The organism is Streptomyces sp. NPDC002773 (assembly GCF_040295605.1).
GTDB lineage: Bacteria > Actinomycetota > Actinomycetes > Streptomycetales > Streptomycetaceae > Streptomyces.
In genome coordinates, this window is record NZ_JBEOVO010000027.1 from 14,202 (window position 1) to 31,954 (window position 17,753).

19 protein-coding genes and 1 pseudogene are annotated in these 17,753 nt (G+C 72.2%); 9 read left to right on the plus strand and 11 right to left on the minus strand.

Features of this window, described 5'->3' with window-relative positions; all coding sequences use genetic code 11:
* Position 1: 1 nt before the first annotated feature.
* Positions 2 to 361: an SsgA family sporulation/cell division regulator gene (locus tag ABT034_RS26680; protein ID WP_351219478.1), complete on the minus strand. Its 360-nt coding sequence runs from the start codon at positions 359 to 361 to the stop codon at positions 2 to 4.
* A 178-nt stretch (positions 362 to 539) separates the two neighbouring features.
* Here ABT034_RS26680 and ABT034_RS26685 point away from each other — a divergent pair, with 178 nt between their 5' ends.
* From ABT034_RS26685 to ABT034_RS26705, 5 genes are read left to right on the plus strand one after another with little or no spacing between them, the layout of a single operon-like run.
* Positions 540 to 1,586 carry an energy-coupling factor ABC transporter permease gene (locus ABT034_RS26685; protein WP_351219481.1) on the plus strand — a complete coding sequence of 349 codons (1,047 nt, stop codon included), beginning with the start codon at positions 540 to 542 and terminating at the stop codon, positions 1,584 to 1,586.
* 1 nt (position 1,587) lies between these two features.
* The gene (cbiQ, locus tag ABT034_RS26690) at positions 1,588 to 2,352 is read left to right on the plus strand and encodes a cobalt ECF transporter T component CbiQ (protein WP_351219483.1); all 765 of its coding nucleotides are present in this window, start codon (positions 1,588 to 1,590) and stop codon (positions 2,350 to 2,352) included.
* Positions 2,349 to 3,095 (plus strand): energy-coupling factor ABC transporter ATP-binding protein, encoded by a 747-nt coding sequence (locus ABT034_RS26695; RefSeq protein WP_351219485.1) that lies wholly within the window; start codon positions 2,349 to 2,351, stop codon positions 3,093 to 3,095. Before cbiQ ends, ABT034_RS26695 begins: the two co-directional genes overlap by 4 nt.
* A gap of 37 nt (positions 3,096 to 3,132) precedes the next feature.
* Positions 3,133 to 4,329 carry a serine hydrolase domain-containing protein gene (locus tag ABT034_RS26700; protein WP_502973062.1) on the plus strand — a complete coding sequence of 399 codons (1,197 nt, stop codon included), beginning with the start codon at positions 3,133 to 3,135 and terminating at the stop codon, positions 4,327 to 4,329.
* A 53-nt stretch (positions 4,330 to 4,382) separates the two neighbouring features.
* Positions 4,383 to 4,898, plus strand: coding sequence for a YbaK/EbsC family protein (locus tag ABT034_RS26705; RefSeq protein ID WP_351219487.1), 516 nt, complete (start codon positions 4,383 to 4,385; stop codon positions 4,896 to 4,898).
* 13 nt (positions 4,899 to 4,911) lie between these two features.
* Here ABT034_RS26705 and ABT034_RS26710 read toward each other — a convergent pair whose 3' ends face one another.
* Positions 4,912 to 5,529: a LysE family translocator gene (locus ABT034_RS26710; RefSeq protein WP_351219489.1), complete on the minus strand. Its 618-nt coding sequence runs from the start codon at positions 5,527 to 5,529 to the stop codon at positions 4,912 to 4,914.
* A gap of 155 nt (positions 5,530 to 5,684) precedes the next feature.
* On the opposite strand from ABT034_RS26710, the gene ABT034_RS26715 reads away from it, so the two are divergent.
* Positions 5,685 to 6,476, plus strand: coding sequence for an SDR family NAD(P)-dependent oxidoreductase (locus ABT034_RS26715; protein ID WP_351219491.1), 792 nt, complete (start codon positions 5,685 to 5,687; stop codon positions 6,474 to 6,476).
* Positions 6,477 to 6,567: 91 nt separating this feature from the next.
* On the opposite strand, the gene ABT034_RS26720 is transcribed toward ABT034_RS26715, so the two are convergent.
* From ABT034_RS26720 to ABT034_RS26730, 3 genes are read right to left on the minus strand one after another with little or no spacing between them, the layout of a single operon-like run.
* Complete coding sequence (locus ABT034_RS26720; protein WP_351219493.1) at positions 6,568 to 7,269, minus strand: DUF3618 domain-containing protein; 702 nt, start codon at positions 7,267 to 7,269, stop codon at positions 6,568 to 6,570.
* Positions 7,245 to 7,769 carry a phage holin family protein gene (locus ABT034_RS26725; protein ID WP_351219495.1) on the minus strand — a complete coding sequence of 175 codons (525 nt, stop codon included), beginning with the start codon at positions 7,767 to 7,769 and terminating at the stop codon, positions 7,245 to 7,247. The genes ABT034_RS26720 and ABT034_RS26725 overlap by 25 nt, the downstream gene beginning before the upstream one ends.
* 2 nt (positions 7,770 to 7,771) lie before the next feature.
* Positions 7,772 to 8,647, minus strand: a complete 876-nt coding sequence (locus tag ABT034_RS26730) for a hypothetical protein (RefSeq protein WP_351219497.1) — start codon at positions 8,645 to 8,647, stop codon at positions 7,772 to 7,774.
* Positions 8,648 to 8,927: 280 nt separating this feature from the next.
* Here ABT034_RS26730 and ABT034_RS26735 point away from each other — a divergent pair, with 280 nt between their 5' ends.
* Positions 8,928 to 10,319 carry an APC family permease gene (locus ABT034_RS26735; RefSeq protein ID WP_351219499.1) on the plus strand — a complete coding sequence of 464 codons (1,392 nt, stop codon included), beginning with the start codon at positions 8,928 to 8,930 and terminating at the stop codon, positions 10,317 to 10,319.
* 21 nt (positions 10,320 to 10,340) lie between these two features.
* On the opposite strand, the gene ABT034_RS26740 is transcribed toward ABT034_RS26735, so the two are convergent.
* A complete protein-coding gene (locus ABT034_RS26740) occupies positions 10,341 to 11,813 on the minus strand; it encodes a serine/threonine-protein kinase (protein WP_351219501.1) in 1,473 nt (490 codons plus the stop codon).
* A 487-nt stretch (positions 11,814 to 12,300) separates the two neighbouring features.
* Between ABT034_RS26740 and ABT034_RS26745 the strand changes: the two are divergent.
* Positions 12,301 to 12,723 (plus strand): annotated as a pseudogene (locus ABT034_RS26745) (protein kinase domain-containing protein); the annotation flags it as partial.
* On the opposite strand, the gene ABT034_RS26750 reads toward ABT034_RS26745, so the two are convergent.
* The 5 genes from ABT034_RS26750 to ABT034_RS26770 all read right to left on the minus strand — a co-directional run bounded on the left by ABT034_RS26750 (position 12,640) and on the right by ABT034_RS26770 (position 16,670).
* A complete protein-coding gene (locus ABT034_RS26750) occupies positions 12,640 to 12,903 on the minus strand; it encodes a Scr1 family TA system antitoxin-like transcriptional regulator (protein ID WP_351219623.1) in 264 nt (87 codons plus the stop codon). The pseudogene ABT034_RS26745 and the gene ABT034_RS26750 overlap by 84 nt on opposite strands.
* 178 nt (positions 12,904 to 13,081) lie before the next feature.
* Positions 13,082 to 13,933 carry an EamA family transporter gene (locus tag ABT034_RS26755; protein ID WP_351219503.1) on the minus strand — a complete coding sequence of 284 codons (852 nt, stop codon included), beginning with the start codon at positions 13,931 to 13,933 and terminating at the stop codon, positions 13,082 to 13,084.
* Complete coding sequence (locus ABT034_RS26760; RefSeq protein ID WP_351219505.1) at positions 13,930 to 14,454, minus strand: YbaK/EbsC family protein; 525 nt, start codon at positions 14,452 to 14,454, stop codon at positions 13,930 to 13,932. The genes ABT034_RS26755 and ABT034_RS26760 overlap by 4 nt, the downstream gene beginning before the upstream one ends.
* A 60-nt stretch (positions 14,455 to 14,514) precedes the next feature.
* Positions 14,515 to 16,155: a penicillin-binding transpeptidase domain-containing protein gene (locus ABT034_RS26765; protein ID WP_351219507.1), complete on the minus strand. Its 1,641-nt coding sequence runs from the start codon at positions 16,153 to 16,155 to the stop codon at positions 14,515 to 14,517.
* Positions 16,156 to 16,262: 107 nt separating this feature from the next.
* Positions 16,263 to 16,670, minus strand: a complete 408-nt coding sequence (locus tag ABT034_RS26770) for a MerR family transcriptional regulator (protein WP_351219509.1) — start codon at positions 16,668 to 16,670, stop codon at positions 16,263 to 16,265.
* 55 nt (positions 16,671 to 16,725) lie between these two features.
* On the opposite strand from ABT034_RS26770, the gene ABT034_RS26775 reads away from it, so the two are divergent.
* The gene (locus ABT034_RS26775; protein ID WP_351219511.1) at positions 16,726 to 17,637 is read left to right on the plus strand and encodes an NAD(P)-dependent oxidoreductase; all 912 of its coding nucleotides are present in this window, start codon (positions 16,726 to 16,728) and stop codon (positions 17,635 to 17,637) included.
* Positions 17,638 to 17,753: the final 116 nt, after the last annotated feature.

The following is a 17,753-nucleotide window of genomic DNA, read 5'->3' on the forward strand; positions in this document are numbered from 1 at the left end:
GTCAGTGGGTCGACATCGACGCACCGGCGGCGTACGTGTGCCGGAGGAAGCGCAGCAGTGCGGCGGTGTCGAACTGGACGACGGCGACCCCGTCGTCCGCGTGGAACTCGACGACCGTCTGCACCCGGCCGCAGGGCCAGACCTCGATGTCGCCGCGGCGGGCCGGGGCGCGCAGCCCGTTCTCCAGGAGGGTGCGGGGGAAGGACCACTCGACGCCGTGGGGGAAGACGAAGCGGACGGTCGCGGGGGAGGAGTCCGGGTCGTAGCGGAGGGCCACCGGGACGGGCCGGGAGAGTGGCGCGTCGCTGATGATCCTGCCCTTGGCGTGGTCGTCGACTTCACGGGCGTGCGCGGCGGCCATCGGGGGGCTCCTCACGGTTTGTCCTCTTATCGACTAATGTTCCACTCCTTCCCGGTGAGGGCGCGGCCCATACCTGGAGGGCCATGGGTGTGTGCGGAGTCACGCGCCACCGTGCGCCGCCGTTCTGTGACCTGTGCGCTCTTGCAAGCTCTTTGCAGGAGCGCTCATCATTCGGTACGTGCATGTACCTGACGGATTCATCAACGCCCCCGTATCGGTCGCCGCCGGTGTCGTCGCCGCCGGCGCCGTCGCCGTGAGCCTGCGGGGCGCCCGGCGCGAGCTGGACGACGGGCACGGCGGAGAGCGGACGGCCCCGCTGGCCGGGCTCGTCGCCGCCTTCATCTTCGCCGTGCAGATGCTGAACTTCCCGGTTGCCGCCGGGACCAGCGGACACCTCCTCGGCGGCGCGCTCGCGGCGATCCTCGTCGGCCCCTGGACCGGCGTCCTGTGCATAGCCGTCGTCCTGCTGATGCAGGGCATCCTCTTCGCCGACGGCGGCCTCACCGCCCTCGGCGTGAACATCACCGTCATGGGTGTCGTCACGGTCGTCGTCGCCTACGCGCTCTTCCGCGGCCTCGTCCTCGTGCTGCCCCGCACCCGCGCCTCGGTGACCGCGGCCTCCTTCGTCGCCGCGCTCGTCTCCGTACCGGCGTCGGCCGCCGCCTTCACCCTGCTCTACGCGATCGGCGGCACCACGGCCGTACCGGTGGGCAAGGTCCTCACGGCCATGGTCGGCGTGCACTTCCTCATCGGGATCGGCGAGGCCGTCATCACCATGCTGACCGTCGGCGCGGTCATCGCCGTCCGCCCCGACCTGGTGTACGGCGCCCGCGGCCTGACCGCCCCGCTCAAGCTCCGTGTGGACGGCGAACTGGTCGACGCGATCCCGGCCACCCCCGCGGCCACGCCCGCGAGGTCCCCGAAGAAGCTGTGGATCGGCGGAGTCGCCACCGCCCTGGTCCTCGCCGGCTTCGTCTCCTTCTACGCCTCCGCCGACCCCGACGGCCTGGAGAAGGTCGCCGCCGACAAGGGCTTCGACGCCAAGGTCGAGGACCACGCCGCCGCCGACTCCCCGCTCGCCGACTACGGCATCAAGGGCATCGACACCGCCCGGCTCTCCGGAGGCCTCGCCGGAGTGATCGGCGTGGGCGCGACCCTCGCCGCCGGCACCGGCGCGTTCTGGCTCGTCCGCCGCCGCAGGAACGAGACCGGGGCGCAGGTCTGACATGGGAGCGGGGCACGCGCACAAGCTCTACCGGCACGCGCACTCGCCGGTCCACGAGCTGCCCCCGCACACCAAGCTCGCCGCCGTCCTCGGCTTCGTCGTGGTCGTCGTCTCGACGCCCCGCGAGGCCGTCTGGGCCTTCGCCCTCTACGCCCTGCTGCTCGCGGGCGTCGCGGCGAAGGCCCGCGTCCCGGCCGGCTTCCTGCTGAAGCGGCTGCTGATCGAGGTCCCGTTCGTCGCGTTCGCGCTGCTCATGCCGTTCGTCGTGCCCGGCGAGCGGACGACCGTCCTCGGTGTGTCGCTGAGCGTCCCCGGCCTGTGGGGCGCCTGGAACGTCCTCGCCAAGGGCACCCTCGGCGTCGCCGCCTCCGTGCTCCTCGCCTCCACCACCGAACTGCGGGCCCTGCTCCTCGGCCTCCAGCGGCTCAAGCTGCCGCCGATGCTCGTCCAGATCGCCTCCTTCATGATCCGCTACGGCGACGTCATCACCGACGAGATGCGCCGGATGTCCGTCGCCCGCCGCTCCCGCGGCTTCGAGGCCCGGGGCGTACGGCACTGGGGAGTCCTCGCCAAGTCCGCGGGCGCGCTCTTCATCCGCTCGTACGAACGCGGGGAGCGGGTCCACCTCGCCATGATCAGCCGTGGCTACACGGGCAGCATGCCGGTCATCGACGAGGTCACCGCCACCCGCGCGCAATGGGCGTACGCCGCCGCGGTGCCGCTCACCGCACTCCTGATCTGCCTCCTGGGATGGACGCTCCGATGACCATCGTTCCCTCGCTCGACGTCCGAGGCCTGGCGTACGCGTACCCCGACGGCCACCAGGCCCTGTTCGGCGTGGACCTGACCGTGGGGCGGGGCGAACGGGTCGCACTCCTCGGCCCCAACGGCGCCGGCAAGACGACCCTGGTCCTCCACCTCAACGGCATCCTGACCGGCGGCGCGGGCGGTGTCACCGTCGCCGGGCTCCCGGTCGGCAGGAAGCACATGGCCGAGATCCGCCGGAAGGTCGGCATCGTCTTCCAGGACCCGGACGACCAGCTGTTCATGCCGACCGTCCGCGAGGACGTGGCCTTCGGCCCGGCGGCGGCGGGCCTCAGGGGCCCCGACCTGGAGGCCGTCGTGGCACGGGCGCTCCAGCGGGTCGGCATGGCCGAGTACGCGGACCGCCCGCCGCACCACCTGTCCTTCGGGCAGCGCCGCCGGGTCGCCGTCGCGACCGTCCTCGCCATGGAGCCGGAGATCCTCGTCCTCGACGAACCGTCCTCCAACCTGGACCCGGCCTCGCGCCGCGAGCTCGCGGACATCCTCCGCTCCCTTGACGTCACCGTCCTGATGGTCACCCACGACCTGCCGTACGCCCTGGAGCTCTGCCCGCGCGCGGTGATCCTCAGCGAGGGCGTCATCGCCGCCGACGGGCGGACCGGCGACATCCTCGCGGACGAGGAGCTGATGGCCCGGCACCGCCTGGAGCTGCCGTTCGGTTTCGTACCGGCCTCCGTGGTCTGAGCCCCCGGAATCGGCCGTCCACGTGCCGCGTTGCACCATGGGAGCCGGTCGAACGAGAGGGAGCGTGGCACAGGTGGACGTCCAGGGCACGGTGGCGGCGGGCTGGGAGCCGGTCAGGGACGCGTTCCTGCGGAACTTCGAACAGCGCGGCGAGCGCGGGGCGGCCGTCACGGTCCACCGCGACGGCGCGAAGGTCGTGGACCTGTGGGCGGGCAGCCGAGACGTCGACGGTACGGCCCCGTGGACCGAGGACACCGCCCAGGTCGTCCGCTCGGCCACCAAGGGCGTCGCCGCCGCCGTACCCCTGCTCCTGCACCAGCGGGGCCTGCTCGACCTGGACGCCCCGGTCGCCGCGTACTGGCCCGATTTCAAGGCGGCGGGGAAGGACCGGGTGACCGTACGCCAGCTCCTCGCGCACCAAGCCGGCGTCCCCGTCCTCGACCGCCCCCTCACCCTCGCCGAGGCGACCGACCTGCCGACGGCGACCGCCGCGATAGCCGCCCAGGCCCCCGTCTGGGAACCCGGCACCGCGCACGGCTACCACGCCCACACCTTCAGCTGGCTGCTCTCCGGCCTGGTCCACCGGGTCACGGGCCGCACCATCGGCCGCTGGGTCGCGGACGAGATCACCCGCCCGCTCGGCCTCGACCTGTGGATCGGGCTGCCCGAGGCGGAGGCCCACCGGGTCGGCAGGCTCGGCCCCGTGGAGGAGATCGAACCGGCCGGGAGCGGCGCCCTCAAGCTCCGCCCCAAGCGGTCCGTCTCCGAGGCGTACAAGGACCCGGACTCCCTCACCCGGCGCGCCTTCGGGGTCATCGACCCGAAGCCCGACGAGAACGACCCGGCCTACCGGGCGGCCGAACTGCCCGGCTCGGCGGGCGTGGCGACGGCCCGCGCCCTGGCCGGCTTCTACGCCGCAACGCTCGACGGGCTCTTCACCCCCGACACCCGTACGCGCGCGCGTACGGAGGAGTCCGCGGGCCCGGACAAGGTGCTGCTCGTCGGCACCCGCTTCGGCCTCGGCCACATGCTGCACGGCCCGGCTTCCCCGCTCCTGGGCCCGTCGTCATTCGGCCACCCCGGCCGCGGCGGCTCGCTCGGCTTCGCCGACCCCGACTCCGGTATCGCCTTCGGATACGTCACGAACGGCATGCGCAAGACGGTCACGGCGGACCCGCGCGCCCAGTCGCTGGTGCGGGCGGTGCGGTCGGTGGCGCTGCCGGCCGGCGAGTAGGGTCGAGGCGCCGGGGTCGTACCACGTCGCACGTCGCAAGGGGAGCAAGGCACATGACGGTAAGCCCGACGCACGGAACGTATGAGTCGCACGAGGCGTACGAGAAGCTGCTCGCCCTGCTCGACGAGCACGGGGCGGCCTACCGGGTGATCGAGCACGCCCCCGAAGGCGCCACCGAGGCGGTCAGCGCGCTGCGTGGCCATGCTCCCGCGCAGGCGGCCAAGTGCATCATCGCGATGGTGAAGATCGGCAAGAAGGAGAAGCGCTTCGCGCTCGTCGTCGTACCCGGCGACAAGCGGATCGACCTCGCGGCGGTGAAGGCGCTCTACGGCGGCACGTACGTCTCCTTCGCCTCCCCGGAGATCGCCGAGGAGCTCGCGGGCTCCCCGAGCGGCACCATTCTGCCGTTCGCCTTCGACGAGCGCCTCGACCTGTTCGTCGACCCGGGTCTGCTGGTCCACGAGGAGTTCTACTTCAACGCGGCACGTCTTGACCGCTCGCTGGCCCTGTCCACGAAGGACTACAGGTCGCTGACGGAGCCGCGGGTGGAGCGGGTGTCGACGGACTGACGGGCCGTCGGCATCAGGCCACGGCGGGCGTGAGCGCGAGCACCGCCCCGAGCGCGACGAGGACGGCCCCGATGACCTTGTTGAGCACGGTCTGCCGCCGCAACAGCCGCGCGCGCAGGCTCTCCTGGGAGAAGAGAACGGCGGCGAGCCCGAACCACACCAGGTGCGCGAACGACATGAACAGGCCGTAGCCGACCTGCTGGAAGACGGGGGTGTCGGCGCTGACGACCTGCGTGTACGTGCTGAGGACGAAGAGCATCGTCTTGGGATTGAGCGCGTTCGTCAGGAACCCGGTGCGCAGCGCCCCGGCCTTCGAAAGCCCGGAGTCGTCCGAAAGGTCGACGTCCACCTGGGACTTGGCGACGAAGGTCTTGTACCCGATGTACACCAGATACGCGGCGCCGATCAGCTTCATCGCGGTGAACAGCATCGGTGAACGGGACACCAGGAGGCCCACGCCGAGCATCGTGTACGTGACGTGGACGAGCACGCCGAGGGCGATCCCGACGGCCGCGAGAACGCCCGCCGTCCGCCCGTACAGATAACTGTTGCGGACGGTCATGGCGAAGTCCGCGCCGGGGCTGATGACGGCCAGCACCGTGATGACGGCGACGGCGATCAGCTGAGTCATGTTCCGGTCCCCCCACTTGCTCACTCACCCGCCCGCTCCGGACCTCAGGACGGCGGCCCTGCGACGCTAGCCGATCACCGGCCCGCCGCGCGAGGCGAGATGACAGAGTCGTGGCGCCCTGGTGCGAAGGGCGAGTTCGGTGCTGAGATCGGTTCATGGAACTCACCAGGCGATTCGAGGGGTACGCGGCACTGGTCACGGGCGCGGCGCGCGGTATCGGCGCGGCCACCGCCCGCCGCCTCGCGGCGGAGGGAGCCAGGGTCCTGGTCACCGACATCGACGAGGCGGAGGCCGGGAAGACGGCGGCGGACATCCCCGGGGCGGCGGCCCTGCGCTGCGACGTCGGCGACCAGTCGTCGGTGGAGGCGGCGGTCGCGCACGCCGTGGAGACCTTCGGCGGCCTGGATGTCCTCGTCAGCAACGCCCTCGGTCCCGTCGCCCCCGACCGGGACCGCTTCGAGGACGAGCTGGACGACGTCTGGGCCGTGCAGCACGACGTCACCTTCATGGGAGCCGTCCGCTGCTCCCGGGCGGCGCTTCCGCACCTGGCGGCGGCGGGCGGACGCGGGGCGATCGTCACCATCGGTTCGGTCAACGCCGAGGTGGACTTCGGCGGCCACGCGTACAGCGCGGCGAAGGCGGCCCTGGCGTCCTTCACCCGCACCCTGGCGGGCGACGCGGCGCCGCGCGGGGTCCGCGTCAACCAGATCAACCCGGGCACGATCGCGACGCAGGCGTGGGCGGGCAGGGAACCCGATCTCGCCGCCCTGGCCGAGCGCGTCTACCCCCTCGGCCGCGTCGGCGCCCCGGAGGACGTGGCCGCCGCCGTCGCGTTCCTCGCCTCCTGCGACGCGTCCTGGATCACGGGCACGGTCCTGCGGGTGGACGGCGGACTGCTCGCGGTGAACACCCACTTCGCGGAGGTGCTGGGCGAGGGCGCGCACTAGTCGGGGTACCGGGATGCGGAAGCGGCGGGGGCGCCGGTGCTTGCGCACGGCGCCCCCGCAGCTTCTTGAACGAGAGGGAGAGGCCCCGGTCTCAGGTCGGCGAGCCGGGGCGGCCGGTCTGGCCCCCGGCCTGGCCCCGGACCTCGTCCGCGGCGTCCTTGCCCACCTGGCGGAGCCCCTCGGCCGTGTCCTGACCGGCCGCTCGCGTCTCGTCCATGGTGGTCCGAGCCGCGCCCTGAGCCGTGGACTTCACCGCCTCCACCGCTTCGGCGGCCGGCTCGCGCAGCTCTTCCTTGATCTCCTGCGCCGCCTGGACGGCCTGCTGCTTCGCGGGCTCGAGCAACTCGTCGGAGTGTTCCCGCAGTTGCTGCCCGGCGCGCTCCTCGGCCTCGGTCGTCGGCAGCAACGCGGCCGCCAGCATGCCGGCGCCGAAGGCGATGAGGCCGGCGGCGAGAGGGCTGCCCTGGGTCTGCTGCCTGACCTGGGCGGGCGCCTGGGACACGGCGTCGCCGAGCCGGTCGGTCGTCTCCTTCGCCGTCTCGGCGATGCTCGTCGAGGTCTGACCGGCGGAGTCCGCGACGCCGTGCGTGGTCTCGGCCATCTTCGCGCTGGTCTCGCGGGCGGTGCCCATCACGCGCTCCTTCACTCCGCTCAGCCGGCCCTGGGCCGCGCCCATCTTGCGGCGCGCCACCTTGCGGGGGGTGACCCGGTCCGTCAGCAGGTCGACGTTGCGGGCCAGATGGGCGCGCCGGTACTCCACGTCCGTCCTCAGCTCATCGGGTGTCGGGCCCATCGGGCATCCTCCTTCACTGTCTCCACGGTCTGCTCCGGCTTGAGGTGGACGGTCCGCAGGCGCTTGCGTCCGGTGACGTAGAGGACCGCGCCGACGACGGCCCACACGGCGGTGACTATCAGGGCGGCCCAGGCCGGGTCCATGACGTTGGCGAGGGCGAAGACCACGGTCAGACTGCCGAGCAGCAGGACCAGGTGACCGGCGTAGCCGGCTCCGCCGAGCATGCCGACGGCCTTGCCCGCCTTGGTCGACTCCTGCTTGATCTCCGCCTTGGCCAGCTCGATCTCGTCGCGCACCAGCTGTGACAGGTCCGAACCGATCGCGCCGATCAGATCCCCGATCGACCGGTCGTCCTCAGGGCCTTCCACGGGCGGGGCGGTGTCGTACGGGGACGCCCCGAAGGCCGGGCCGGTGCCGGTGCCGGTACGGGTCGCAGCGCCCGGTGGACGCGGCACACCGTCCGTATCCGCCGGGGTGCGTTGCTTGTACGGGGTGACCACGCTCAGCTCCCTTGCGTCGGCCGCTGGGGGGCCGCCGGGGGCGTCTGCCCGTACGGCGGTGTCTCGTGGGGCGGCTGGGACTGCCCGTACGTGTCCAGCGGGTCTTCGTAGGCCGTCTGCGGGACGCCGGGGCTGCTGCCCGTAGCCCGGCCCTGGGGCGGGTTCGTCGGGAGCGGCGGCACGGCACCTCGGCCCGTACCGCCGGGCGGGGCGCCGGGGTACTCCGTACCGGCGTACTCAGTACCGGCGTACTCAGTACCGGGGTACTCCGTACCGGCGTACTCATACCCGGCGGGCCCTGTGCCACCGGCCTGCGTACCACCGGCCTGCGTACCACCAGCCCGTGTGCCGCCGGCGCTCGATGGCGATGAGGAGGAGGCCGCGCTGACGCCCTTGCCGACCCGTGCCACGGCGAATCCCGCCAGGGCCGCTCCGGCCAGGAACACGCCCGGCCGGCGCCTCGCGAAGTCCTGCAGATCGCTGACGAGCCCGTCAGGCCCTCGCTGCTCCAGGCGGGAGGCCACCTGCTGGCCTCCGTCGGCCAGTTGCCGCACGACGCCCGCCGCGCTGGAATCCGGCTTGCCGTTCTCGCTCATCTCCCGCAGCTCGTCCGCCAGCCGTCGTACGTTCTGCGCGAGGTTCCGCGTCTGGGTGTGAGCCTGCCCCTGGAGCTGGTCTCGCAGCTCCCCGACCAGGTCACGGGCCTGGTTCGTGGCTTCGCCGACGACCTCGGCTCCCTGTTCCCTGGCGGTGCCCGCGACGTCGGCGGCCTTGCCGCCGACCAGTCCGGCGCCTTCGCTCACCTTGGCCTGAGCCGTTTTCGCCACCGCCTCCGACGTGCTCCGGTCGGGACGGTTCCTGTCCTGGAAGTCGCTCAAGGCTCCTCCTGGTCCACTCGAAACAATCAGCTTTCCGGTCGCTCTCGCAGGTCTCGCGTACCCCTTTTTCGTGCATGTACGTCTATATCCGGAATGAGCCTCGATCTCGTTCCGCGTACTCGCTCGCTCGCTCACGCACGGTGTGGAGAGGCGTAGGGGCGTCTTCCCGCGCGGATGTCCCTGAATCGGCCCGGGCCGCCCGGCGCATGCATGCGCGTCTCAGGGGTGAAGTACGGGTGGGAAGGGTGTGCGGCCGATCATCCAGGGGACACGAGTCGACATGTCGACAGGTAGAACCGCACTCCCCACGGCCGCGACCGAGCCCTCCCTCCAGCGAACCCTCACCACACCCCTGCTCTTCTTCTTCATCCTCGGGGACGTCCTCGGCGCCGGTGTCTACGTCCTGGTCGGCCAGGTCGCCGCCGACGCGGGCGGCGCCGTGTGGGTGCCCCTCGTCGTCGCCCTTCTCCTCGCGCTCCTGACCGCCGCCTCCTACGCCGAGCTGGCGACGAAGTACCCGAGGGCGGGCGGGGCCTCCCACTACGCCACGCGGGCGTTCGGTCCGGGCGTCGGATTCGTCGCCGGGTTCTGCATGCTCGCCGCGGGGGTCGTCTCGGTGGCGGCCCTCGCGCGCGGCTTCGGCGGCGACTACCTGTCGGCGTTCGTGACGCTCCCCGTCGCAGGGGTGGCCGTGCTCTTCCTGGGCGCTCTCGCGCTGGTCAACGCGAGGGGCATCAGGGAATCGACCCGCGCGAACGTCGTCGCCACCGTCATCGAGGTCGGCGGCCTCGCCGTCATCGTCGTCCTCGGCGCCTGGCTCCTTGCACGCGGCGAGGGCGATCCGAGCCGTCTCGTCCAGCTCGGCACCCCGGAGAAGGGCGCTGCGGCGGCCGTACTGAGCGGTGCCGTCCTCGCGTACTACTCCTTCGTCGGGTTCGAGACGTCGGTGAACGTCGCGGAGGAGACCCGGGACCCGCGACGCTCCTACCCCCGGGCGCTGTTCGGCGCGCTCGCGACGGCGGGCGTGGTGTACGTACTGGTGGGCATCGCGGCCTCCGCCGCCGTGCCGACCGACAAGCTCGCCGCGTCGAGCGGACCGCTCCTCGAGGTGGTGAAGGCAGCGGGCGGTGTCCCCATCTGGCTGTTCAGCGCCGTCGCGCTCGTCGCCGTCGCCAACGGCGCGCTGCTCACCGGCATCATGTCGTCCCGGCTCGCCTACGGCATGGCGCGCGACGGGCTGCTGCCGGCCGGTCTGACGAAGGTCCTGCCGGGCCGCCGTACGCCCTGGGTCGCGATCGCGGCCACCACGGCACCGGCCATGCTCCTCGCGCTGACCGGCAGCGTCGCCGAACTGGCCTCCACACTGGTCCTGCTGCTCCTCGTGGTGTTCCTCATCGTCAACACGGCGGTCCTCGTCCTGCGCCGGGACCCGGGCGAGACCGACCACTTCCGGGCCCCGACCGCGATCCCCGTCCTGGGCGCGATCTCGTGTGTCGTACTCGCCACCCAGGTCGAGGCGGCGGTGTGGCTCCGTGGTCTCGCGGTGCTCGCGGTCGGCGTGGTGCTCGCGGCGGTCGCCGCGCGCAAGCGGCGGGGGGCCACCGGTACGAGGAGGGAGGAGCCGAGCACCGCGAGCGGCCCTGGCAGGGGCGCCGGGCCCGGGGACGGCTGAGAACGGGCCCGACGCCGACGTTCAGAGGGTCAGGGTGCGCCAGCCCCGAGTGATCTCGTCACGGACGGAGTCCAGCTGGGTCGGCTCGTGGCCCTGGCTCCCCTGGGAGGTGAGCAGGTCGACGAGGGCGGCGCCGTCCGCCGGCCGGCCCGCCGGGTCGGGGGTGAGCGCCCGGCCGACGGCGGCCGCGAGCTCAGGGGCGAGGGCGTGCACCGCCGCGAGCGCGGCCGGTTCGGGGCCGGTGTCCACGATGCGGCGGATCACCGCGCCCGTGTTGGTCGCCGCGAAGGGGCTGGTGCCGTGCGCGGCGCAGACCACGCAGCAGGCCCAGGCCCACACGTCGGCGGCGGGACCGACGCGCTCCTCGCCGAACTGCTCGGGCGCCATGTACGTCAGGGTTCCCGGCCCGGTGCCGGTACGGGTGAGCCGGGTGCCGTCGACGAGGTCCGCGATGCCGAAGTCGAGCAGACGCGGACCGGCCGTGGTCAGCATGATGTTGGCGGGCTTCAGGTCGCGGTGGACGAGACCGAGCCGGTGGACCCCGGACAGCGCGACAGCCAGCGCGAGGGCGAGCGCACGAAGAGCCTCGGGGGTACGGATGGGTCCCTGCACGCTCAGGTAGGCGTCGAGGGGCCGCCCGTCGAGCAACTCCATGGCGAGGTACGGCCGTCCGGCGTCGACACCGGAGTCGAGGACGCGGGCGGTGTAGGCGCCGGGGACCATGGACAGCACTTCGGACTCGCGCTGGAACCGGCGCAGCAGATCGGCGTTGTCGAGAAGCTCGGGGTTGATGGTCTTGAGCGCGACCTGAGTCGCCGCGCCCTCGCGCCGGGCGAGGTAGACCGTACCCATCCCGCCGGCACCGATACGGCCGAGCAGCTGATAGCCCCCGATGGTCCGGGCCTCGTTGGGGTGGAGGGGATGGTGGGGGACGGGGGATACGGGCGCGGCGGCCTGTGTGGGCACGTAGGGGGCGGGTTGCCGATGGGGCTGCGGCTGCGGATGTACGGGCGGGGCGGGGGCGGCGTAACCGGGCCCGACGGTGGGTGCGTCGGGCGTCGCGGGAACCTCGGCCCCGTTCCGGTACTTCCGGCTGGCGACGTAGGCGACGGCCTGCCAGACGACGACCATGAAGATCATGGCGAACGGCAGGACGACCGCCAGCGCGCACCGGAGGGCCACCACAACACCCACGCGGACCCGCGCCGCGACCGACGAGGGCCACGCTCCGCCGGGCGCACCGGTGGTCCGCAGCGTGCGCTGGGTCAGGAACCCCAGGAGGGGCCAGACGACCAGACCGAGTGCGATGCCCACGCCGACCAGGATCCACCCCACGGCCAGGGGGAGGCCGTGGTCCCTCGCCACGGCGTACCCACTGGAGAGGATGGTGCGCCCCAGGTAGCCGTGCCCCAGGTGGCCAGGCCAGACGAAGGCGACCAGGCGCGGCAGGAAGAAGCAGCCGACAACCCCCAGAACCAGCTCTCCCCAGGCCACTCCCGGAAGGGCCCAGCCGGACGCACCCGGCTCCGCTGAGGCCTTTCTGCGCACAGCCCTCTGAACTCGCGTCAGCAGCGGCCAGGCCGCAGCTCGCACCACGAGTGCCGATCCGACCATGACGCCGACGCCCACGGCCAGTGAGTCTTCGATCGCTTCCACAGTTCCCCCGTCTCTCCCCCGATGAAGCAGACGGAGTATAGGCCGCGAGGGGACTACGTAACCGAACAAGCGGGACGAGCAAAGGGGTTGGCGAAAACAAGGGCCTCTCAAGCAGGGACGGGCCGACTGGTGAACCCCCGTTCGCCGGGACGTACGTGACCCGGTGACCGGCCATCGCGGCGTCTCTGCCGAGTGCGACGGAAAGGTCCCAGCTGATATGGCGGAGCGTCAGGTGGTGGTTCTACCCTCGTGGGCGAATGCACGCGAGGGTCGAGTCGGGGGGCAGCCCAGGGGGCGGGAAGACAGGGGGAAGCTCTTCATGGCGATGGCAACATTCCGTTTTTCCGCGTTACGGCCGCACGACCCGGACATCCTGGGGGACTTTCGGCTGGTGGCGCGGCTGGGCGAGGGTGGTATGGGGCGGGTGTTCCTTGCCCTTTCTCCCGGCGGGCAGCCGACAGCCGTGAAGGTGATCCGTAGCGAGTTCGCCCAGGATCCGGAGTTCGGGCAGCGGTTTGCCGGCGAGGTCCGCGCCGCGCAGAAGGTCCGCGGTGCCCACCTCGCGCCGCTCCTGGACGCCGACCCCCGAGCCGAGCAGCCGTGGCTGGCTACCGCTTACGTCGCAGGGCCGTCACTGCGGGACCTGGTCGTGGGCAACGGCCCGCTACCGCCCGGCCAGGTGCTGCTGCTGGCCTGGGGCATCGCCCACGCCCTCATCGACATCCACGCAGGGAAAGTGGTCCACCGAGACCTCAAGCCCGGGAGCACGAGTGGTGAGTGCGGTCTCGTGGATGATGGCGCGGAGTTTCGGAGGCGAGGGCCGGGTCAGTACCGACTGGCGAGCCATGCGTACTTCGACAAGGGGGGCGACCACCTCGGGCGGAGCGGTCATGCTGATCGCGCTGATCTCGGCGCGCGCGTAGGCCATCACCCCTGACTGACCCCGGGCGCCGACGGCTGACCGCCGCAGCCGTCGGCGCCCCCTCAGGTGTACGCACCCCAGGCCCGCCCATGGCGGCCCAGCGGACCATGGTCTGTCCTTCGTTCGAAGGCGAGCGAACGTTTTTGCGCAACCGCCGCCCTACCTGACAGGCCCACCACCCCCCTCACCCCGCGTGCAGCATCAGCCCGATGCCCACCACCATCAGGCCCGCCGCCGCGATGCGCGGGCCGCCGAAGCGTTCCTTGAAGAAGAGGGCGCCGATCGCCGCGCCCACGATGATCGACGACTCGCGCAGGGCCGCGATCGGGGCCAGGGGGGCCTTCGTCTGGGCCCAGAGGACGAGGGCGTACGCCGCGACCGAGAGGGCCGCGCCGAGGAGGCCGCGCGCCGCGTACGGGCGGAGTTGGGGGAGGAGGGCCGCGCGGCGGGTCCACAGGGCGTACGCCGGGATCGCCAGGCCCTCCAGGATCATCAGCCACGCGATGTACCCGAGCGGGGTGCCGGAGGCGCGGACGCCGACGCCGTCGACGACCGTGTAGAGCGCGATCGACAGGCCCGTCGCGCCCGCCGCGAGCAGCGCCGGCCAGTGCGGGCGGGCGCCCTTGCCCCGGATGCCCCACAGGGCGAGACCCGTCAGGCCCGCGCACGCCACCGCCACCCCGAGCAGCTGCCAGCCGTCCGGCACCTCGTCGAGGAACACCGCCGCGAGCACGGTCACGACCAGCGGGGCCGTACCCCGCGCGATCGGGTACATCTGCCCGAAGTCCCCGAGCGTGAACGAGCGCATCAGGAGGGCGTAGTAGCCGACGTGGAGGAGCGCCGAGGCGATCAGGTACGGCCACGCCCCGGCCGCCGGAAGCGGTACGAACAAGGCCGTGACCAGCCCGATCGCCGCCCCGCCGCCCGAGATCAGCGTGAAGGAGAGCAGCTGGTCCTTGATGCCGTGCGCGATCGCGTTCCAGCTGGCGTGCGTGACGGCGGCGACGACGACCGCGAAGGTGACGAGCGGGGTCACGCCGAGGGCTCGCGGACGTCCGCCGGGGTGTCTCCGGCGGACTCGCGGACGTCCACCAAGGTCGCGCCGGCGTGCGCCACCAGCGACTTGGGGTCCATCGCGAAGACCGTGTGCGGGGTGCCCGCCGCCGCCCACACCACGTCGTGGTCGAGGATGCGCCGGTCGGCGAGGACCCGGGTCCGCGTCCGGTGCCCGAACGGCGGGACGCCCCCGATCGCGTACCCCGTGGTCTCCCGTACGGCCTTCGCATCGGCCCGGGTGACCTTCGCCGCGCACAGCTCCCACCGCACCCGCTCGACGTCCACCCGCGAGGCGCCGTCCATCAGGACGAGGACGGGCACCCCGTCGGCCGCGAAGATCAGCGACTTCACGATCTCGGAGACCCGGCAGCCGATGGCCTCTGCGGCCTGCTGGGCGGTGCGGGTCTCGTCGGGGAACCGGCGGATCTCGACGTCCAGGCCCAGCTCCTGGAGCGCGGCGGCGAACTGGGGGTGGGCGGCGGAGGCGTCGTCTGTGGTCATGGCCCGCACGCTAGCGGTAGCTGTACGGGCCACGCGACCGCGTTCCGATGCGCGGTGCGGTTACCCCGCCTTCAGGACGGTCGCGACCACCGGCCCGGCCGCGTCGCCGCCGTGCCCTCCGGCCTCCACGACCGCCGCCGCCGCGAGGTCACCGGAGTAGCCGGTGAACCAGCTGTTGGACACCTGGCCGTCGACCTCGGCGGAGCCGGTCTTGGCGCCCTTCGGGGAGGGGACGCCGGCCATCGCCTTCGCCGCCGTGCCGTTCGTCGCCGCCGCCTTCATCATCAGGCGCAGCCCCTTGGCGACCTCGGGGGACAGCGGGTCGGCCCGTGCGAACTCGCGGTCGTCGAGGCTCTTCGCCACCAGGTACGGCTGGAGGAAGCCGCCGTTCTGCGCGGTCGCGGAGAGCGAGGCGACGTTGAGGGCGCTCATGGTGATCCTGCCCTGGCCGATGTACGAGGCTGCCGTCTCACCGCCGGACGACTCGGGCACCTCGCCGTCCTCCGTCTGGACGCCGACCTTCCAAGGCAGACCGATGCCGAAGGAGTCGCGGGCGGTCTCGCCGAGGACGGTGTCCTCGATGTCCTTCTCGCTGAGGGGGCCGAGCGACTTGATGAAGGCGGTGTTGCAGGACTGCTGGAAGGACTCGGTGAAGGTGCCGCCGTCGATCTTGAAGTTCTTCAGGTTGTGGAAGGGGACACCCTTCCAGAAGACCTCGGCGGGACACTCGACCCTGCCACCGGGCGTCGCGAGACCCTGCTGCATCATCATCGTTGCCGTGACGATCTTCATCGTCGAGCCGGGGGCCTGCTTGCCCAGGAACGCCGTGTTGAAGCCGCCCGCCGGACTGTTCGCCACCGCCCGTATCGCGCCCGTCGACGGCTCGATCGCCGCCACCGCCGCCTGCCCGTACGCCTTGACCGCCTTCTCCGCCGCCGCCTGGACGTCCGGGTCGATGGTGGTCTTCAGGGTGCCCGGCTTGCCCTGCCGCAGGACCAGGACCGTGGTGTCCGGGACGGCCTCGCTGCCCGACTCGATCCACGTCTCGACGCCGATCGTGCCGCCCGCCTTCGACGCGTACCGGGTGCGCAGGTTGGCGATGATCGGTGCCAGCGAGGGGTACTTCTCCACCGACAGCTCGTCGCCGTTCTTGTCCACGGCCATGACGCTCGGGGCCTTCGCCATGCCCGTACGCAGGGTGCCGGCGGCGGTCAGCTTCGGGTGGAGCACCGTCGGCTGCCACTTCACCAGCGGCCGGCCGGTGGACTGCCCCCGCACCACGGTCAGTTCGGAGGCGTACGACCAGGGCTTCGACACGCCCTCGTACGTGATGGTCGCCTTCACCGTGAACGGCACCTTCGCCCCGACGGGCGCCCCCGGCGTGATGGTGGCCTCCGTCACGGACCCGCTGCCCCGGTAGGCGGCCACGGCGGGGCCGGCCGTGACCGGGTCGTTCGTCAGCTGCCCGGCCTTCTCGGGTTCCCCGGCCGCCCAGGCAGCCAGGAAGTCCCGCGCGGTCGTCGTGACCTCGTCGGGGGTGACCGGGCCCGTTCTCTTCGGTGCGTCCTCTTGAGAGCGGGTCTCCACGGTCTTGTTGCCGCCCGTGACGCCGTTCCACAGGTTGTAGCCCCCGTAGCCGACCCCGCCCGCCACGACGGCGAACACGCTCCCCACTATCGCGACCTTGGCTCCACTGCGCATGACTGCGTTCCCCTCCCCAGGTGGCCGTCCAGTCAAGCAGCGTCGGTTCGTTGTGTCGAGCAACTATTGCCACATACGTCACATGGCCTCCTGGGTGTCCGGGAGGATCAGGCGGAGACGGGATCCAGGCCTGCGCCGTCGAACGGCGGGTAGTTCTCGTCGCTCATCCGCTCGGCCGCGTCGATGTAGACGCCGAGAGCGGCGCGCGACCGCGCCAGCTGCTCCATCTGATCGTCGAGCCGCCGCATCCGCGACCTCATCGCGGTCAGCAGCTCGGGGCAACCGAGCAGCTCAGGCGTCTCGCCGACCGCGCAGGGCAGCAGATACGCGATGTCCTCGGAGGACAGCCCCGCGCCGAGCAGGTGCCGGATCTGCCGCACCCGCAGCACGGCGCCCTCGTCGTACGTGCGGTAGCCGTTCGTGCCGCGCTCGGCCTCCAGCAGGCCCTGGGCCTCGTAATAGCGCAGTTGGTGCGTGTGGACGCCCGTCCGGCGGCTCAGCTCTCCGATCCGCATCGAAGCTCCCCTCGGCCTTGACCTTCACACCGGTATCAACGTTGACGATGCTGCCATGACCGACAACAACACCACCGCGCCCTCCGATTCCTCTACTCCCGTCACCGTCACCGTCATCGGACTTGGCCTGATGGGCCAGGCCCTCGCCGCCGCCTTCCTGAAGGCCGGCCACCCCACCACCGTCTGGAACCGCACCGCCTCCAAGGCCGACCGTCTGGTCGCCGAGGGCGCCCGCCTCGCCCCCACGGTCGGCGACGCGGTCCGCGCGGGCTCCCTGACGATCGTCTGCGTCACCGACTACCGGGCCGTGCGCGAACTGCTCGGCGCGAGCGACGTCGACCTGGACGGTACGACCCTGGTCAACCTGACCTCGGGCGACTCGGCCCAGGCCAGGGAGACCGCCCGATGGGCCGAGGAGCGCGGCGCCCGCTACCTGGACGGGGCCATCATGGCCGTACCGCCGGTGATCGGGACCGCCGAGGCGGTGATCCTGCACAGCGGGCCGCAGTCCGTCTTCGAGGAGTACGAGCCCACTCTCGGCGCGCTCGGCACCGTCACCCACCTCGGCGCGGACCACGGGCTCGCGTCCCTGTACGACGTCGCCGGGCTCGCCATGATGTGGAGCGTCCTCAACGCCTGGCTCCAGGGCACCGCCCTGCTCAGGACGGCCGGCGTCGACGCCGCGACCTACGCGCCGTTCGCCCGGCAGATCGCCGCCGGGGTCGCCGACTGGCTGCCGGGGTACGCCGAGCAGATCGACCGGGGTTCCTTCCCGGCCGAGGTGTCGGCCCTGGAGACCGACGCCCGCGCGATGGCCCACCTCGTCGAGGAGAGCGAGGCGGTCGGCGTCAACGCGGAACTGCCGAAGCTGTTCAAGGCGATGGCCGACCGCGCGATCGCCGCCGGACACGGCGGGGAGCAGTACCCGGTCCTGATCGAGGAGTTCACCAAGCCGGCCGACGCCTGAGCCGATGGCCCGCGCCCTCCGGCCGGGGAAGCACGCGCTTCCCCGGCCGGGCGGCCGCGCGCGTCGCACCCGGGCGTCCCGAAAGGGCCAGGGGTCTTCTCCTTGACCTGAAGCAT

Coding starts and splice junctions, on each gene's coding strand:
- ABT034_RS26680 (WP_351219478.1), bottom strand. CDS start 361: ATGGCCGCCGCGCACGCCCGTGAAGTCGACGACCACGCCAAGGGCAGG.
- cbiQ (WP_351219483.1), top strand. CDS start 1,588: ATGGGAGCGGGGCACGCGCACAAGCTCTACCGGCACGCGCACTCGCCG.
- ABT034_RS26695 (WP_351219485.1), top strand. CDS start 2,349: ATGACCATCGTTCCCTCGCTCGACGTCCGAGGCCTGGCGTACGCGTAC.
- ABT034_RS26700 (WP_502973062.1), top strand. CDS start 3,133: ATGGGAGCCGGTCGAACGAGAGGGAGCGTGGCACAGGTGGACGTCCAG.
- ABT034_RS26705 (WP_351219487.1), top strand. CDS start 4,383: ATGACGGTAAGCCCGACGCACGGAACGTATGAGTCGCACGAGGCGTAC.
- ABT034_RS26710 (WP_351219489.1), bottom strand. CDS start 5,529: ATGACTCAGCTGATCGCCGTCGCCGTCATCACGGTGCTGGCCGTCATC.
- ABT034_RS26715 (WP_351219491.1), top strand. CDS start 5,685: ATGGAACTCACCAGGCGATTCGAGGGGTACGCGGCACTGGTCACGGGC.
- ABT034_RS26720 (WP_351219493.1), bottom strand. CDS start 7,269: ATGGGCCCGACACCCGATGAGCTGAGGACGGACGTGGAGTACCGGCGC.
- ABT034_RS26735 (WP_351219499.1), top strand. CDS start 8,928: ATGTCGACAGGTAGAACCGCACTCCCCACGGCCGCGACCGAGCCCTCC.
- ABT034_RS26750 (WP_351219623.1), bottom strand. CDS start 12,903: ATGGCCTACGCGCGCGCCGAGATCAGCGCGATCAGCATGACCGCTCCG.
- ABT034_RS26760 (WP_351219505.1), bottom strand. CDS start 14,454: ATGACCACAGACGACGCCTCCGCCGCCCACCCCCAGTTCGCCGCCGCG.
- ABT034_RS26765 (WP_351219507.1), bottom strand. CDS start 16,155: ATGCGCAGTGGAGCCAAGGTCGCGATAGTGGGGAGCGTGTTCGCCGTC.
- ABT034_RS26770 (WP_351219509.1), bottom strand. CDS start 16,670: ATGCGGATCGGAGAGCTGAGCCGCCGGACGGGCGTCCACACGCACCAA.
- ABT034_RS26775 (WP_351219511.1), top strand. CDS start 16,726: ATGACCGACAACAACACCACCGCGCCCTCCGATTCCTCTACTCCCGTC.